Here is a 16,441-nt window from a genome sequence, read left to right as displayed (position 1 = left end):
TAAATACGACTTAGCTAATTATGGGGTTTATGCTCGAAAAACAGAGAAGAGTGGGTAGAAACACACAGAAGGAAGATGAGTAGAAAAGTGTGTTTTTTAAGTATACAAGGCCATTTTAACTGGTAAGTAGCAAAAAAGAAGAGATATTGACATTATTAGAAAACTTGAATGACAACCAAAAACTCAGCGTTCTTTGGCTCTGAGTATGTATTCTTTAAAACTATATTAATTTCGATACATCCCGACAGATTGGGGAGCGTTATATTCAAAATCGAATTTCTCATAAAGCTTATCAGCTGGGGAATCAACTATTAAACTTACGTATGCTCCCCGGGGCAGATGGTTATTTAGATAGTCTGTTAGATTTTCCATTATTACTTTACTTAATATATGGTGTGATTCGGCTTCGATTCCTAGTCCCTCGAGGTCATAAGGATAGCCACTACGGTAGGAGAAATCGCCCCTGGCGCGCCTCTTCTTATGCTTATCGGGCCTGTACAGTCGTCTCAGCACTAGCTGTATAGGATTTTCTTCTCCCAGTGCAATACTCGATTCTCTCAATGTTTTTTGCGCTATTTATTGGAAGCAGTACTGTAGAGCTTTTAATAGTCTTAGTTTAGCTACGCCTCAAGACCTAGTTGGAAATCAAGCTCAGGGTCGTTATAAAGAATATTCTTCCAAGCTAAACTAAAGACATAAGGAGGGAATATCAATGAAAAATCTCGGATTGATTTTGATTGTTATGGTGGCTGGTCTAATCGTGATCGGTCATATTGGTCCCATTATTACATTGGCCATTACATTAGCTATTTTGTATTTTGCCGTGAAAGGCTTTATGAAGGCAGATACCAATTTATCGAAAGTGGTTTGGGGAGCAATTGCGGTCATTACATTATTAGCTTCAGTTAGTAATATACCTGCGCTAATCGGCTTGGTTGCTATGTATGTTCTTTATTATCTATATAAGGAACATAAGCAGGAAAAGGACTATGTGAGTCATGATGATCCATTTACAAACTTTGAAAAAGAATGGGAACAATTAAATAAAAATTTTAAATGAGGAGTGTGCAGGGAACATGGCAAATTTATTTACTCGTATGAAAAATTCGGTGGAAGCAGATATTCATGATTTAATCGATAAGCAGGAGGAGAGGAATCCAATTTCAAAATTGAATCAATATTTGAGACAATCCGAAAGAGAGGTAGAACAGGTTCAACAATTAATACAACGTCAATATCGATTGAAAGAGGAAATGAAGCGTGAATTAGCTGTTGCTAAGGAAATGGCTGATAAACGTAAACACCAGGCTCATATTGCAAAGGAAGCAGGCGATGTGAGTGAATTATTCGAATTTGCCATTAAGGAACAGGCGGTTTATGAGGATCGTTCAGCCAAAATTGAACATCTGCTTGTGCAAATTGGCCTTGATTTAAAACAGCTTGAAGAGAAGTTTGCTTTAATGAAGCAAAAGCTGAAAGATATGCATATAAAGAGACTTGAGCTGATGGGACGGGAAAATATTGCAAAGGTTCATCATAAAATGGATAAGTTAATGGAGTCCGGTAAAGAAGCAGTAGAGGGTGAGGGGCAACAATCCTTAGAAATTGATGATTATATGATGCAAATAGAAAATAGAGTGAAATCCAATTATTATGAAGCAACGATTGATACCCGCATTGCAGAAATTGAAAAAGATTTAAAAAGGAAGGAAACAGTGAATTAAAAAATGGTATTCTAGTATGTAGGACGCAGTATTTTGCTGCGTCTGTTTTAGATTAGTAATCAGCAAGTTTCATCTAAGATGAATGACGGATAGGGGGTAGGAATATGCAGAGATATAAAGAAGGCCATTGGGCAGAAAAAATAGTAATTGCTATTTTAATCATTGCTTTAATTGAAATTATCTTTTTTCGCTTTCATCAAATTCTTTTTAGCGTATTATTTTCGGGAATTTGTATTTATTATGGCTATTCCCGTTATTCTAAGCTATTTGGGAAAATGATATTTTGGATGGGTATAATATCAGGTCTTATAGGCTTAATTCATCTATTCATTGTCAGACTCATTTTCTTTATTCTTTTTCTCTATTTTATTTCTCAGCATCTTCAAAAGAGACGTGAACCTATTCAAATCAAACCTAAAGAATCGTTGGAACAGCAGGAAAAACAGAATGGTGAAATATCTAAGCCTGTGATTACCAATAGAATTTTTGGAAGTCAGCAAACTCCTGAGTACGTATACGAATGGAATGATCTGAATGTGATAAGCGTATACGGAGATACTCATATCAATTTGAGCAATACAGTCTTGCCAAAGGAAATATCAGTCATTTCGATTCGCAATGGTATTGGGGACATTGAAATATTTGTACCGTACGATGTGGGTGTGCAAATTTCCCACACTTGTTTATTTGGAACAGTACGTTTATTTGAAGAAAAGGAAAAAGAGCTTAGAAATCAGCAAATTATGTATAGGTCAGAAGGATATAACGAGGCTAGCTATAAAATAAAGGTCGTTACTTCGATCGGTGCTGGCAATTTGGTGGTGAAGTGGATATGAGTATACTAAAACGCCAATTACTGATCTGTATATCAATCTCTCTACTGCTATTTTTAACTATATTCTTATGTTATTATGTAATCTTTTTCTCCTCTGATTGGACTCCTCTATATGAGAAGAAGATCTTTAATGTGCCATTTCTGTTATTTGCGCTAAGTATTTCCCTGTTGTTTGGTGTTTTGTTCGGAATTGCAAGCGGGTTATTCTATAAATCTGAAATTAATCAGTTGAATGATACTTTGCGAAGTGTAAACCTCGGGGAAAATCTTTCGGAAAAAGAGATTAAGACAAGGGAGTTATCTGAATCTGTCGAGAAAGTAAAACAAATCCAAACGGTCCTTCTTGATCAGGCAAAACGTTCTCAGGCACTGGCTACTGAAAATTCAGTGGAACAGGAAAAACGAGTTCAGGCAATGGTTAAAGAGGAGAGAAACAGATTGGCCCGAGAACTCCATGATTCTGTCAGCCAACAGCTTTTTGCTGCTTCTATGCTTATGTCAGCCATCAATGAATCAGGTGGGGATGAAGAGACAAGTGAGAAAAAACAGCTTAGGATGGTTGAAAGTATGATTCAACAGTCCCAATTAGAAATGCGAGCCTTACTTTTACATCTCCGTCCTGTACATTTAAAGGATAAAAGTTTGAAGGAAGGCGTAGATAATCTTTTGAGCGAACTCAAACAAAAAATCCCTTTTACGGTAAAATGGAAGGTAGAAGATCTGGAATTGGAGAAAGGGATTGAGGATCATTTATTTAGAATCCTCCAGGAATCCGTTTCGAATACATTACGGCACGCTAAAGCACAATTATTGGAAGTGTATATTATTCAGCATGAACGTTCTTTAATTATGAGAGTGATTGATGATGGTGTTGGATTTACCGCAGATGAAGCGAAGGCTGGCTCTTACGGGTTACAAAATATGAAAGAGCGGGCGATAGAAATTGGCGGCATTCTAAAGGTGGTTTCGGTACCAAAGCAAGGCACGCGAATCGAAGTAAGAGTACCATTAGTGAATGTAGGTGAGAAAGTATGATAAGAGTATTGTTTGTAGATGACCATGAAATGGTTCGTATAGGTGTTTCTGCTTATTTATCTTCTTTATCCGACATTGAAGTGGTAGGGGAAGCGGAAAATGGACTTAAGGGTGTCGAAATGGCATTGAGCCTAAAGCCTGATGTAATATTGATGGATTTGGTAATGCCTGAAATGGATGGGATTGAGGCAACCAAGCAGATTCTAGCGGAGTGGCCGGAGGCAAAAATAATCATTGTGACGAGTTTTGTTGATGATGAAAAAGTGTACCCGGCTCTTGAAGCAGGTGCAATCAGCTATATGTTAAAAACCTCGAAAGCAAGTGAAATAGCAGATTCGATACGCGAAACCTATAAAGGGCAATCCGTTCTGGTACCGGAAGTGACAGATAAACTCATGTCTAAATTTAGGAACGCAAATAAAAGAGATTTGCACGAAGATTTAACATCACGAGAAATAGAAATTTTATTATTAATGGCGGAAGGAAAGACGAACCAAGAGATAGCAGATCAATTATTTATTGCACTTAAAACGGTTAAAACACATGTGAGCAATATTTTAGGTAAACTTCAAGTTCAGGATCGTACCCAAGCAGTAATTTATGCTTTCCATCATAAATTAACAAAATAGATTACCGATTGAATGAGTATGGTAATCACTTTTGTTAAGATAATTATCATTATAATTTTAATAATAAAGTGAAGCTCAACTCCGACTGTTCTAATTCAAATGGATTTGAGCTCTTTTATTTATGGATATGTTAAACTTAAGTGTTAATTATATCCAATTAATTTAGGAAATCCTATTTATGAAGGATTTTCCCCTTACTACCTTTTATTGAACGTGTTCTACTCCGTTTTCTACATACGATTCTAAAATTACTTCATTTTTATTTTTGTAATAATAGTAGGTTTTATTATCATCTTTTAGTCGAATACTAACCATCCAATTCTTATCTCCTCGTAAATTTGCAATAAATGGTTCACTGGAAATAATGTCATTCTTTGAAATGTTCTCTTCAGTTGTCAGATACTCAATTACACGTTGTTCAACAGTTGACTTTTTATATTGAATATAGCCTAATCCAATTCCGATAAAAGTTAACAAAATTAATACAGTCGCTCCTATTTTTCTCATTTACAACCTCCTAATAAAAATTTATTAATAAATTTAATAGAATAAAGACTACACACTGGACTTTTACAAGCATGAGCTATCATAAGTATCTGTCATTTCAAATAAAAATGATATTATAAAAATTGTTTGATAGTATGCTGGTAGATTCAGATGTGGAACCTTTCAACATTATAGGAAGTTAATTTATAAATACATTTTAAGCAAGTAGTCTTTAATACAGAAAGGTGTAGGATACTATCAAATGGGAATAACAATATATTACTCCCTTGCCTACAAAAGAAGGGATTTTTTGTGTATTTTTTAAATTTCCATAGAAAGATAGTTTCGTATTCGGGTAATATAAATAATGTAAAGGAGCAGAAAGAAGGTATAAAATGATTGATCAAGCACAACAAGGAGTTAAACAAAAAATAAAGAAGGAAAAAATATGGACAAGAGATTTTGTCTTCATTTGTATTACAAACTTCCTGATCTTTTTAGGTTTTCAAATGACCTTGCCGACAATTTCGTTGTACGTTAAACATCTCGGTGGAAGTGACCAGCTAATAGGAGTAGTTGTGGGGATATTTACATTTTCAGCTTTGCTGATTAGGCCCTTTGCCGGCAAGGCATTGGAAACGAAGGGAAGACGAATTGTCTATTTCGGAGGTTTAATTGTTGTTATCCTTACCCTCGGGTCATTTGGTTTTATGGCAAGTATTGCTTTGCTGTTCATGATGCGGATTATTCAAGGATTGGGTTGGGGAGCATTAACTACAGCTACTGGTACGGTTGCTTCAGACTTGGTTCCGGCATCAAGACGGGGTGAAGGAATGGGTTACTTTGGGCTGTCCGGAAATATTGCGATGGCTATTGGGCCATCTCTTGGTCTTGCTTTGGTTGTTATGATACCATTTAATCAGTTTTTCTTAATTTGTGCTATTCTAGGAGTTATTGCTCTTCTGGTAGCAACGCAGATTAAGTTCAAGAAAGCTGAGAAAGTGACTGTGCAGCCAACTGGTAAGAAGATACTGGATCTATATGAAAAAAGCTCGTTAAAACCATCCATACTGGCATTTTTCATCACATTTACTTTTGGGGGAATAGCTACTTTTCTTCCTTTATATACAGCACAAAAGGGAATCGATGGAATCCAGTGGTATTTTGTTATCTATGCATTATCTGTTATGTTGACAAGAACGTTTGCCGGACAATTATATGACCGTAAAGGGCACAAGGCTGTATTTATACCGGGAACATTGTTGGTGTTTATTGCGATGCTATTACTATCCTGGCTGCCTAGCACCAGCATGATGTTATTTGCGGCTTTCCTTTATGGATTTGGATTTGGAAGCGTTCAGCCAGCCTTACAGGCATGGGCAATTGATCAGGCACCCCAAAATCGTAAAGGAATGGCTAATGCTACATTTTACTCGTTCTTTGACTTAGGTATAGGGATAGGAGCTATGATTTTCGGACAGATTGGACATTCATTTGGCTACAGCAGTATTTATATGACAGCGGCTGTGTCCGTATTCATGTCGATGGTTATTTACGTACTTATAACCCGTGAGAAAGCAGTTCGCTAATTGCTTAATTACGTATAAAAAACCAGGTGAGTCATGACTCACCTGGTTTTTTATATAGATTTTCTATTCTCTTTTTTTTACCGGATGAATTGAATGGAAGAGTACATAAATCCCCAATAAAATAACAGCGAATCCAAATCAATTAAAAACCATTTCGTATCGCAAAAAGAGCAGCCTGAGTACGGTCCTGCAGCTCTAGCTTAGACAGGATATTGGATACATGAGTTTTTACCGTTTTTTCGGTTATGTAAAGTGCTGAAGCAATCTCTTTATTGCTTTTGCCGTTGGTGATTTCCTTGAGAACTTCCTTTTCTCTTTGAGTCAATGATTCTAACGAATTCTGCTTGGATTTATTCGTTTGCAGAACTGTCATTAATTCTGCGGTAATTTTGGAATGAATATAGATTTCTCCGTTTACTGCCTTTTTAATAGCTAGGATTAGTTCCTCTGGGTCGCTTTCCTTTAATAGATAGCCACTGGCTCCCGCATCCAAGGCAGGAATGGCATGGTCTTGATCTGACATGCTGGTGAGGATTAAAACTTTCACATTCGGTATGGTTTCCACAATGTGTTTTGTTGCATCGATTCCGTCCATTACAGGCATTAGTAAGTCCATTATCATAATCTCGGGAGTCAGTTTTTTGGCCAGTTCAATTGCTTCCTTACCGTTTGTTCCTTCTCCAATTACGCTCATATCAGGATGGCTATTTAATAATAATGCCAGTCCTTTCCTAACGACATGGTGATCATCCACTAAAACAATTTTTATCGTCATTAAAATTCTCCTTTAGTATGGCAATTCAACCGTTAAACTGGTGCCGGAGTTCTTTTTGCTAATTATGCTTAATTTCCCTTGCAGGGCTGTTACGCGTTCTTCTATACTCTTAAGCCCAAGACTCGGCAATCCCTTTACTGATGAAATATCGAATCCTACTCCGCCATCTTCAACCGACATGATAATATGATTTTGTTTGTATTCAAGAAAAAGTAAGACTTCTTTTTGACCGGAATATTTAATGGCATTATTGAAGGCTTCCTGCCCAATCCTCCATAAATTTCCTTCGATTTTTGAAGGGAGAGATCCTGTCCCTTTCACCTGAACAATAACTTGTAAACCGAGTATTTCAGCATATGATTTGAGGGCACAAACGAGTCCGTTCTTTAGTCCATCTGGCCGTAATTGCCAGATCAATGCCTTCATTTCAGCCTGTGCATACTGTGACATCCTCCCAATATCAGCAAAAATCTGTTTGATTGAATCCTCTTTTGATAGATTGATTCCGGCCTTTGATGTCACATTAATAGAGTAAAGTAATTGATTTACAGAATCATGCAGGTCCCGTGCCAAGCGATTTCGTTCCTCTGCAACTTTCAGTTCCTGCTCCCGTTTTGTTAAATGGATTCGTCTCAGGGCATTGCCGATTTGATAGGCAACGGATTCTAAGAGACCCAACTCTTCTGCTTCGAATCTTTCTTTATTCGTTACGGCTACGTTTAATACGCCGAATTTTTCATCCCCAGCTGATAAGGGAACAGTAGCATGGTAAACAAGGCCATACGTATCGCCCCATTGATTCAATCTTGCATTTTCCAACCGCTTGCATTCCATAATGTTCGAAGCTTTATGTAGATTATCTTTTAAAAATTTATTCACACACCAACAGTCACCTGTACACATGGGTTCATAGTCTGAAATTTTTAAAGCGGGCGGCAGTCCCTCAGAAGCGGCTAATTTGTAATTGCCCCGTTCGTCAATAAGGAAGATCCAGCCGGTTTCCAAAGAGGTTATTTTTAAAAGCTTCTTTAATACCTGAGCCAAAACTTCTGTTAAATCAGTGCCTTCGTTTAATGTTTCAGCGATTTCTTTCAATATATGAATCTCTGAGAGAAAAATTTTACGGACCACCTTTAGTCTCCTTAATAGATGTTTTGTTATTATTATACATTTTTTATGGTGGAGTACTACTAAAGATGTAGCTGAAACTCCATCCATCCTCCGAGGGCATGGCTGTTTTTTTGCAATACGCTATAAGTATAAGTTTCTATAGGAGGTATAAATCATGAAAACAGTTGTGATTACAGGAGCATCTAAAGGATTAGGGAAAGCATTAGCCCTTGCTTTTGCAAAACAAGGATACAATCTCGCAATTTGTGCGCGGGGAGAAGAGCGGTTACAGGAAGTGAAAAGAATGACTGAGGAATTGGGTAGTACAGTTCTGGCAGTAAAAGCGGATGTTACAAATCAGCGTGATGTGGAAGCCTTTATTTCCATGACAGAAAGCAGATTTGGTCAAATTGATGTTTTAATTAATAATGCTGCTGTATTGGGGCCTAGCCCGATGCCACTCTTACTGGATTATTCAGAGGTTGATTTCATGAATGTTATAAAGGCAAACAGCCTAAGTCCATTTATGGTCACAAAACGTGTTCTGCCTGGAATGCTTCAGCGTAATGAAGGCTCTATTATCAATGTGACATCAGAAGCAGGGCAAAAAGGATATGCGGGATGGGGAGCCTATGGAATTTCGAAGTTTGCACTGGAAGGACTGACCGAAACATGGGCAGATGAGCTCTCGGAAACGAATATACGAATCAATATGATTGACCCCGGCAGTATGGATACGGACATGTATGCATTGGCAGACCCTAATCATAATGAGGAGCTGGCTAAACCGGAGGAGGTACTGGGTGCCTTTGTTTATTTAGCCTCGAATCATTCACGGCATATTAACGGTAAACGGTTTGAAGCACAGAAGTTCGAGCTTGAACAGGAGGGATTATAATGGCATTGCCTCTCAGGAAAAAATTTTTTCTGCCTCAAGAATTAAATGCGTCCGAACCTCCCGAGTTCAGAGGTATGAGAAGGGACCAAGTCAAGCTAATGGTGACAGATAAAGGGATTGGAACAATGGAACACACTCAATTTTCCCATCTAGATCGGTATCTGAAGAAAGGTGATATTCTGGTTTTAAATAATAGCAGGACAATTCCTGCCTCAGCAAGGGCAACAATTACTAGAAAAGGGATCGTTAAAGCCGAAGCTGTAGAAATAAGGTTTGCAAAAAAGATTGAGAATAACGCCTGGGAAGTGCTGGCCCTGCATGAAGATATAGAAGTTGGAGATGTGCTCATTTTTTCTGAAGGACAATTGAAAGGAGAGATAAGTGGCAGGGTAGAAGCTACCCCTTTGTGGAGTGTTTGTTTTTCTCAATCAGAGGATCGTATTTTACATTATTTATATCAGAAAGGAGAACCCATTCGGTATGAATATGCGAAACAGGCACTTGATTTAAACTTCTATCAAACGGTCTATGCTTCAGTCCCTGGCTCCGTTGAAATGCCATCTGCTGGCCGAGCCTTTACCTGGGAAATGCTTTTCAATCTTCAAAGAAAGGGAGTTAAGCTTCAGTTTATTCAGCTTCACACAGGCTTGAGCTATTTACTAGATGACTACTGGCCAGTAAAACCGGAAACCAATCCTGAACTCTATGAAATCCCCAGTGAGACAATGGATATGATTCGGCATGCGAAAAAAGAGAGGAGAAGAGTGATTGCTGTCGGAACCACGGTCGTTCGTGCTTTGGAGACGGCTAGACTAACTGAAAAGCTCAAGGGTAGCACCCATTTGTATATAGGACCTGATTACGAAATGAAAGCAGTTGATGGTATCCTAACCGGTTTTCATGAACCTGAGGCGAGCCATTTGGATATGCTCACTGCTTTTATTGATTCGGAGTTCCTTTTTAAAACGTATGAGGAAGCCGTACTAAAGGAGTATTTATGGCATGAGTTTGGAGATGTGAACTTAATTATATGAAAAAGTTGAATATCCATCACGTCGGTTTTGAGGTGAGAAGCCTGGAGCTTACAAGGTTCTTTTTTGAAAAATATCTAGGATTTCGCACTGAACAATACATGGAATTGGATGGAGAAAAGATCGTATTCTTAGTGAATGACCGATTAAGGATTGAATTGATTGAAAATGGAATGATTGATGAAAAAGGATTATACGAGGCACATATATGTTTTGAAACGGATTGTTTACAAATTTTAAATGAAAATGATGTATCTATTTTAGAGGGGCCAATAAGGATGGGAAATGGCTGGACAATTGTTTTTATTGAGGGGAATAATGGTGAAAGAATTGAGTTATTAAAGAGGATTTAGGCTTTCTGCAAGCGAACAACTTACGTATAAGTACAGATGTGGATTAAACATAACGCTGATTGGAATATAGGTATGTTCTTTTAAAACATGTTTTCCAGTCAGTTGAGGTATCCAGCAGATTCTTTATTAACCTACCATTGGCTAATAAAGAAATGGTGACTATTATAAAAGAACTTGGTTCACTGAAACGATTGGTCAGGTATCGATGGAAAAATCACTTCAATAGAATTGGTAATTATTCCTGTTATAATAAGAGGGATTTTATAATTGGTTGGGGGAGGTTTGAGGATATGTATGATGTTATAGTTATTGGAGCAGGACCAAGCGGTGCAAGTGCTGCATTATTCACTGCCAAAGCAGGTAAAAAAACGTTGGTGTTGGATAATGATAAAAGTGTCACAAAACGTGCCTGGATTGAAAATCATTATGGTGTAGAAGAAATCACTGGACCTGACCTTATTGCAATCGGTAAAAAACAGGCAGAGAAATTTGGCGCTGAATTCAAGGTTGCAACCGCTGAAAAAATCGAAGTGGCGAATGATGGAGTAATCATCCAAACGGAAGAATCCAACTATATGGCAAGTGAAGTGATCTTGGCTTCTGGTATGTTAGTTGACCTCGCTGAAGCTTCAGGCATCAAAACAAAGGAAGGTACTGAACCGCGTATTAAAAAAGTGATTGATGTCGATGATTCCGGTAAAACCTATCTTGATCATGTCTGGGCAGCCGGCACAGTTGCAGGTGTGAGCATGCATACAATTATTACAGCAGGGGACGGAGCAAGAGTCGCGATTAATGTAATCAGTTCTCTGAATGGGGAACGGTATGTTGACCACGATATTCTAAAATCTTAAATTAAATGAATAATAGTTGAATGATATCGTTACGGCTCATGAGTGGGTCGTTTTTTTGTTTGACTCTGTTTGTAGATAATGTTCGTTTTTGAATTCCCGTTCTTATTCAACCAAGGCAAAGATTAGTGGAATAAGAGAAGCGATGCTTTTATGTCGTATTTTTGACCAAAATTATGCAGTTAGGGGAGCTAGATTAACAGAGTCATTTATGAATAACAACCCTAGTACCAATTGGAACTCTAGATGATAATTCTAGAACATCATGATTAAACATCCTAATACAACCATGTGAGACATTCTTACCGATTGAAGCTGGGGTATTTGTTCCATGTATACCGTAATGAGGCTTTGACAAACCCATCCAAAGAACTCCGAATTGTCTTCCTGGATTACGTTGTTTATTGATTATCTTGTATGTCCCAGAAGGTGTTGGTGATAATATTTTCCCAACTGCAATTGGGTAAGCTTTTATCAGCCTATTTCCATCAAAAAGTTTTAATTGATGTTTCGATGTTGATATGTCAATCCATCTCGCCATGAATAACAACTCCATTTTTTAAAATATTGTATGAAGTAGCTCAGGCATTTGTTAATTAACAGACATTAGCAGCAATATATACGAACAGAGCCTTTTGTTTAGTTACAATTTGTACAGCTTTCAGGTACTGAGATGGAAGATAACTGCATATAAAAAAGCCAATCTCCTTCTCAAAGATTGGCCTGAATCTATTAATAATTTTCAATTAACTCGGCATCTATTTCTGCCAAAAGCTCGCCGGCTTTACGGTCATTAATCACGAGGTCTGCATAAAAATCAAAATTAGTAGGCTCTAAATTAATAATAACCAGTTTCGCACCATTTTGCTTAGCAATTAAAGGGAACTGATTAGCAGGTGTCACTGATAACGATGATCCGAGAACAATAAACAGGTCTGCTTTTTCACTTTCAGCCTCAGCCATCATGAATGGTTTTTCAGGCAACATTTCACCAAATAAAATGACGGATGGACGAAGCTTGCCGCCACACTCACATTGATAGGATTCATTTAAATACATTTCACTGCCATATTCCTTACCGCATGTTTGGCAATGTACCTTTTGTAAGGTTCCGTGCAACTCTGCTACCCGACTGCTGCCGGCTTCCTGGTGGAAACCATCTACATTTTGCGTAATAATACTTTGAATAATACCTTCACGTTCCCATTTAGCGAGAATAGAATGGCCTTTATGTGGGCCGTGTTCCTTCACTCCTACCACACGCTGGCGATAAAATTCAAAAAACTCTTTGACATTTTGATTAAGTGCATCTGTACTGGCAATAGTGCCTGAATCTTGCTTCTTCCACAATCCGTTATTAGTTGAGCGGAAATCAGGTAACCCGCTTTCAGTCGAAAAACCTGCACCAGTGAAGATAACGGTGTAGTTAGATTCTTTTAATAAAGTTACTAGTTTGGACAAAATACCTGCCTCCTGTTTTAGGGTCCTCTGTACATAATTATTCATCATTATATCACGAGCCGATTAGCTATTCTAAATCATTGGTTTCGCGAAAATCGATGTATTATATGAGAAAATAGAAGAAACTATTCGAATAATCGAGAATCAGCTTCGAACATGGAGCTTCTATTCTCTTTTCATTTTTATGTTATAAAGGAGGATCCCAAAAAATGAGTTTAATTAAAGCGAGCAGGTTTATGAGTTTGATTCTTCGTCACAAACCGGAATCCATTGGAATTACCCTGGATGAGCATGGATGGGCGAATGTCGAGGAATTGATTAAGGGTATTTCTAAAAAATATCCTTTTGATATGAACATCCTAGAGGAAATTGTGCGAACCGATGATAAGCAGAGATACTCTTTTAATGAGGACAAGTCACTTATTCGAGCTAATCAAGGACATTCCATTTCGGTTGATGTAGAACTGGAAATCGTGGATCCACCAGAGTTTTTATGGCATGGTACGGGAGAAAAGTATACAGAATCCATTGAACGTATTGGACTAATTCCAAAGAGTCGTTTATATGTTCATCTATCATCTGATGAAGAAACAGCAATCAATGTAGGGAAACGGCATGGGAGACCGGTTGTGTATCGTGTACGAAGTGGTGAAATGATGAAACAAGGATATGTATTTTATCGTTCAAAAAATCATGTTTGGTTAACAAAAACAGTACCCGTTGAGTTTTTAGAGGTGCAACGGTAAAAATAACAGAGGGATGTAACATTTAGTAGACGTGTTAGCTAGAATTCTTAATAAAATCTCATCAAAATATTTCTTGCCCCGTCGTTCTGCGTGACTCATAAAATAAATAACTCCTTTAGAAATCTGGATTTAATTGTACTTTCTAAAAAGGGGTTTTATTCGATATTGTCGAATGTAGGGAACAAGGAATGCGACTGATTGTAAATTACAAGAAACAATGAGGTGGGAATAAATGAATAAAAATCCACGTGAACTTCTGGATAATGCTATTGCGCTGCGTGAAGATGGTCGTGAGAAACAGGATTCGACTATTTTAAATCATGCACTTAATCTTCTGTTAAATCTATCAGAAAATGATCCGGAAAATGCAGAAATAAATTATCAGATTGGGATTGCCTATGATAATTCTGGGTTATGTAACAAAGCAATTCCTTACTATGTTAAAGCAATTGAACTAGGTCTATCCGGTTCTGATTTACAAAGATGTTTCCTTGGTTTAGGAAGCAGTTACCGCATTTTGGGGCATTATAAAGAGTCTGTTGACGTCCTTCGCCGCGGTGTGACTGAATTTCCTGAACATCGAGCCCTGCAAGTCTTTTATTCTATGGCTTTATATAATACAGGGGAATATAAAAGGGCTATGGAAATTGTCTTAATGAATTTAATGGAAACTACAAATGATGAAATACTTCAGTACTTTAAGCGTGGTATTTCTTACTATGCCCAGCACCTTGATGAAACTTTAGATTTAGACAATCCTTAAATCGGAATTACCTCATCCTGTAGGTTGAATTAGCTAACTGTATATAACCTTTTTACTTAGAAGAAACATTCTATATGAAAGCAATGAAAAAAGGAGGATTCACTCAAAATGTGTATCCTCCTTTTTTGGTGTTTCTTTTTCTCTGGTATAACTGTACGCTTTCAGTAAATCTTACCTCTTTCATAATGTTATTTTAGTATAATAAAATAAAGAACTAGCTAAATTTACATGTAGTACTATGAGAGAAATAGAGGTTCAGTCGAGGGCGTAGTTTCTTTTAATTTTTATATTTATAGAATAAAAAGAAGGGAGAAGAAAAGTGTTAAACTCTTACCAAAAACCCCTTAAAGGAAAAAAAGTTGGTATTGTATTTGGATCATTCGCTCCGCTTCATCGAGGGCATTTGGATCTAATTATGCAAGCAAAAAAAGAAAACGACGGCGGTTGTATTGTCATTGTATGTGGATATGACGGGGACAAAGGTGAACCACTTATGCCTCATAAAATGCGATATCGTTACGTGAGAGAGTTTTTTTCGGATGATGATTTGGTTGCTGTATATGCAATCAATGAAAATGAAATTGGTATTGAAAATTATCCTAATGGTTGGAACGGTTGGCTTAAAGAGTTTGAAACTATTTATCGCAAGGCGGTAGAAATACCTACAGATACCGACAGAATTTGGTATGTCGGGGATAGGAATTACCATGAGGACTTAATCGGAAAGTTTAATGAAACCTCAATCTTGGTTGACCGACTTGCATTAACTCCAATATCAGCAACGATGATAAGGGAAAACCCCATAAAGCATTGGGATAAAATAACGTATCCATTCCGGAGAGTTTTTAGTACAAACATTCTTATATGCGGTACTGCTTCGGAAGGAAAATCAGTATTAACCGCCGACCTGGGCAAATATTTCAATGCGCCATACAGTTATGAGTTTGCAAGAGGCTACATGCAAGAAAGTAATATAGCAGAATGGGAATTAAACGGAACGGACTATATGGCTTTTCTTGAAGGGCAGTATAATCTCAATAAAAAATTAATTAACTCACCCTCCAATCAAGGAATCTTTTTTGCGGACTCCGACTCGATGGTAACAAGAATGTACGCAGAGGGGTATTCCAGAGACAGCCAATGTGACTTAACAGAGGAAGAATTTGAAAAAGTTGCTATAGTGGCCGATGAAATCACAAAAAAATGTCGGTGGGATAAAATTTATTTACTATGTCCTTGCGGCGAGTTTGTGGATGACCACGAGCGATTTATGGCTCATTCTGGAATGGAGGAACGCAATGAGTTATTCAACATACTTTGCAACAATATTAAAAGTTCGGGAAATTGGGACAAGGTAACGGTTCTAAATGGCGGCTATTGGAACAACTTCAAAACTATTGTAAGTGATGTGAAAAGAATCATTGAAAATGGAAAGAATTAAAAATTATCTAAAAAACGAATTTTGGAACGGTTATAATCTCTTTGAAAAAATATTTATGATAAGTATGGTACTGCTTCAAATCATTGTATATTGCTTTGTTCCTGATTCTCCTATCGGTATGATTTGCGGAGTATCAGGTGTAATCTGTGTTGTTTTGACAGCGAAAGGCAAACTGTCGTCTTATATCTTCAACTTTATACAGATTGTAACCTATATGTATATCGTATGGGGGTTGGGGCTGTATCTTGAGTTCTTCGAAAATATTTTCTACTTCGTAACTTGTATTCTCGGTGTATTTATTTGGAAGAAGAATATGACCGAGGAAACAATGCAAGTAAAAGCAAAAAGTCTTAAGTCAGTGCAGATGATCATTACAGCTGTGTTAATTGTTATATGTACTATCGCACTGGGTTATATCGGTAAAAATTATCTCGGTAATACTCTGCCTTACTATGATGCATTTACTAATGTAATGGCAATAGTAGCTCAAATCCTCATGGTATTACGATATAGAGAACAATGGCTCGTATGGATTGTAATTGACCTTGTTTGCTTGGTTATGTTCATTATGCTTGGACAGTGGTCTATGGTTGCCATGTATGTTTCGTGGACAATCAATGCGATTTACGGTTGGTACAATTGGAGTAAATTAAATAAAGAAGAAGTAAAATAATAGTTCCTAAAAAATTCAAGAATTTAAAAAAGGGTCAGTCA

Annotated in this window: 20 protein-coding genes; 14 read left to right on the top strand and 6 right to left on the bottom strand. The window is 37.3% G+C overall.

Annotated features, from left to right (window positions below; translation table 11 throughout):
- Positions 1-225 precede the first annotated feature (225 nt).
- Positions 226-561 carry a hypothetical protein gene (locus FHY45_RS08285; RefSeq protein ID WP_139891363.1) on the bottom strand — a complete coding sequence of 112 codons (336 nt, stop codon included), beginning with the start codon at positions 559-561 and terminating at the stop codon, positions 226-228.
- 151 nt (positions 562-712) lie between these two features.
- Between FHY45_RS08285 and FHY45_RS08280 the strand changes: the two genes are divergently transcribed.
- From FHY45_RS08280 to FHY45_RS08260, 5 genes are all read left to right on the top strand, one after another.
- Positions 713-1,060 carry a lmo0954 family membrane protein gene (locus FHY45_RS08280; RefSeq protein WP_139891362.1) on the top strand — a complete coding sequence of 116 codons (348 nt, stop codon included), beginning with the start codon at positions 713-715 and terminating at the stop codon, positions 1,058-1,060.
- Positions 1,061-1,076: 16 nt separating this feature from the next.
- Entirely contained in the window at positions 1,077-1,724 is a 648-nt protein-coding gene (locus FHY45_RS08275; protein WP_139891361.1) for a PspA/IM30 family protein, read from the top strand.
- 104 nt (positions 1,725-1,828) lie between these two features.
- The gene (gene liaF / locus FHY45_RS08270; protein ID WP_139891360.1) at positions 1,829-2,560 is read left to right on the top strand and encodes a cell wall-active antibiotics response protein LiaF; all 732 of its coding nucleotides are present in this window, start codon (positions 1,829-1,831) and stop codon (positions 2,558-2,560) included.
- Positions 2,557-3,594: a sensor histidine kinase gene (locus FHY45_RS08265; protein ID WP_139891359.1), complete on the top strand. Its 1,038-nt coding sequence runs from the start codon at positions 2,557-2,559 to the stop codon at positions 3,592-3,594. Before liaF ends, FHY45_RS08265 begins: the two co-directional genes overlap by 4 nt.
- Positions 3,591-4,223, top strand: a complete 633-nt coding sequence (locus FHY45_RS08260; protein ID WP_066101156.1) for a response regulator transcription factor — start codon at positions 3,591-3,593, stop codon at positions 4,221-4,223. The genes FHY45_RS08265 and FHY45_RS08260 overlap by 4 nt, the downstream gene beginning before the upstream one ends.
- 204 nt (positions 4,224-4,427) lie before the next feature.
- Here FHY45_RS08260 and FHY45_RS08255 read toward each other — a convergent pair whose 3' ends face one another.
- Positions 4,428-4,730 (bottom strand): DUF3139 domain-containing protein, encoded by a 303-nt coding sequence (locus FHY45_RS08255; protein ID WP_066101154.1) that lies wholly within the window; start codon positions 4,728-4,730, stop codon positions 4,428-4,430.
- 374 nt (positions 4,731-5,104) lie between these two features.
- On the opposite strand from FHY45_RS08255, the gene FHY45_RS08250 reads away from it, so the two are divergent.
- Positions 5,105-6,298 (top strand): MFS transporter, encoded by a 1,194-nt coding sequence (locus tag FHY45_RS08250; RefSeq protein WP_139891358.1) that lies wholly within the window; start codon positions 5,105-5,107, stop codon positions 6,296-6,298.
- A gap of 142 nt (positions 6,299-6,440) precedes the next feature.
- On the opposite strand, the gene FHY45_RS08245 is transcribed toward FHY45_RS08250, so the two are convergent.
- Complete coding sequence (locus FHY45_RS08245) at positions 6,441-7,073, bottom strand: response regulator (RefSeq protein ID WP_139891357.1); 633 nt, start codon at positions 7,071-7,073, stop codon at positions 6,441-6,443.
- Positions 7,074-7,085: 12 nt separating this feature from the next.
- The gene (locus tag FHY45_RS08240) at positions 7,086-8,204 is read right to left on the bottom strand and encodes a GAF domain-containing sensor histidine kinase (RefSeq protein ID WP_257468959.1); all 1,119 of its coding nucleotides are present in this window, start codon (positions 8,202-8,204) and stop codon (positions 7,086-7,088) included.
- Between the two features lie 154 nt (positions 8,205-8,358).
- On the opposite strand from FHY45_RS08240, the gene FHY45_RS08235 reads away from it, so the two are divergent.
- The 4 genes from FHY45_RS08235 (at position 8,359) to FHY45_RS08220 (ending at position 11,319) form a co-directional block, all read left to right on the top strand.
- Positions 8,359-9,081 (top strand): SDR family NAD(P)-dependent oxidoreductase, encoded by a 723-nt coding sequence (locus tag FHY45_RS08235; protein ID WP_139891355.1) that lies wholly within the window; start codon positions 8,359-8,361, stop codon positions 9,079-9,081.
- On the top strand, positions 9,081-10,115 hold the full coding sequence (locus FHY45_RS08230) for an S-adenosylmethionine:tRNA ribosyltransferase-isomerase (RefSeq protein ID WP_139891354.1): 1,035 nt from the start codon (positions 9,081-9,083) through the stop codon (positions 10,113-10,115). The genes FHY45_RS08235 and FHY45_RS08230 overlap by 1 nt, the downstream gene beginning before the upstream one ends.
- The gene (locus FHY45_RS08225; RefSeq protein ID WP_139891353.1) at positions 10,112-10,465 is read left to right on the top strand and encodes a VOC family protein; all 354 of its coding nucleotides are present in this window, start codon (positions 10,112-10,114) and stop codon (positions 10,463-10,465) included. Before FHY45_RS08230 ends, FHY45_RS08225 begins: the two co-directional genes overlap by 4 nt.
- 290 nt (positions 10,466-10,755) lie before the next feature.
- Complete coding sequence (locus FHY45_RS08220) at positions 10,756-11,319, top strand: NAD(P)/FAD-dependent oxidoreductase (RefSeq protein ID WP_139891352.1); 564 nt, start codon at positions 10,756-10,758, stop codon at positions 11,317-11,319.
- A 202-nt stretch (positions 11,320-11,521) separates the two neighbouring features.
- On the opposite strand, the gene FHY45_RS08215 is transcribed toward FHY45_RS08220, so the two are convergent.
- Positions 11,522-11,857: a L,D-transpeptidase gene (locus FHY45_RS08215; protein WP_139891351.1), complete on the bottom strand. Its 336-nt coding sequence runs from the start codon at positions 11,855-11,857 to the stop codon at positions 11,522-11,524.
- A 191-nt stretch (positions 11,858-12,048) separates the two neighbouring features.
- Positions 12,049-12,777 (bottom strand): NAD-dependent protein deacylase, encoded by a 729-nt coding sequence (locus tag FHY45_RS08210; RefSeq protein WP_257468957.1) that lies wholly within the window; start codon positions 12,775-12,777, stop codon positions 12,049-12,051.
- 209 nt (positions 12,778-12,986) lie between these two features.
- Here FHY45_RS08210 and FHY45_RS08205 point away from each other — a divergent pair, with 209 nt between their 5' ends.
- From FHY45_RS08205 to pnuC, 4 genes are all read left to right on the top strand, one after another.
- A complete protein-coding gene (locus FHY45_RS08205; protein ID WP_139891350.1) occupies positions 12,987-13,523 on the top strand; it encodes an RNA 2'-phosphotransferase in 537 nt (178 codons plus the stop codon).
- A gap of 232 nt (positions 13,524-13,755) precedes the next feature.
- On the top strand, positions 13,756-14,286 hold the full coding sequence (locus FHY45_RS08200) for a tetratricopeptide repeat protein (RefSeq protein ID WP_139891349.1): 531 nt from the start codon (positions 13,756-13,758) through the stop codon (positions 14,284-14,286).
- A 319-nt stretch (positions 14,287-14,605) separates the two neighbouring features.
- Positions 14,606-15,727, top strand: coding sequence for an AAA family ATPase (locus FHY45_RS08195; RefSeq protein ID WP_139891348.1), 1,122 nt, complete (start codon positions 14,606-14,608; stop codon positions 15,725-15,727).
- Entirely contained in the window at positions 15,714-16,400 is a 687-nt protein-coding gene (pnuC, locus tag FHY45_RS08190) for a nicotinamide riboside transporter PnuC (RefSeq protein WP_139891347.1), read from the top strand. Before FHY45_RS08195 ends, pnuC begins: the two co-directional genes overlap by 14 nt.
- Positions 16,401-16,441: the final 41 nt, after the last annotated feature.

Source organism: Bacillus sp. D386 (assembly GCF_006346415.1).
The sequence above is the reverse complement of the archived record's forward strand: the minus strand, read 5'-3'. Positions and strand labels throughout refer to the sequence as shown.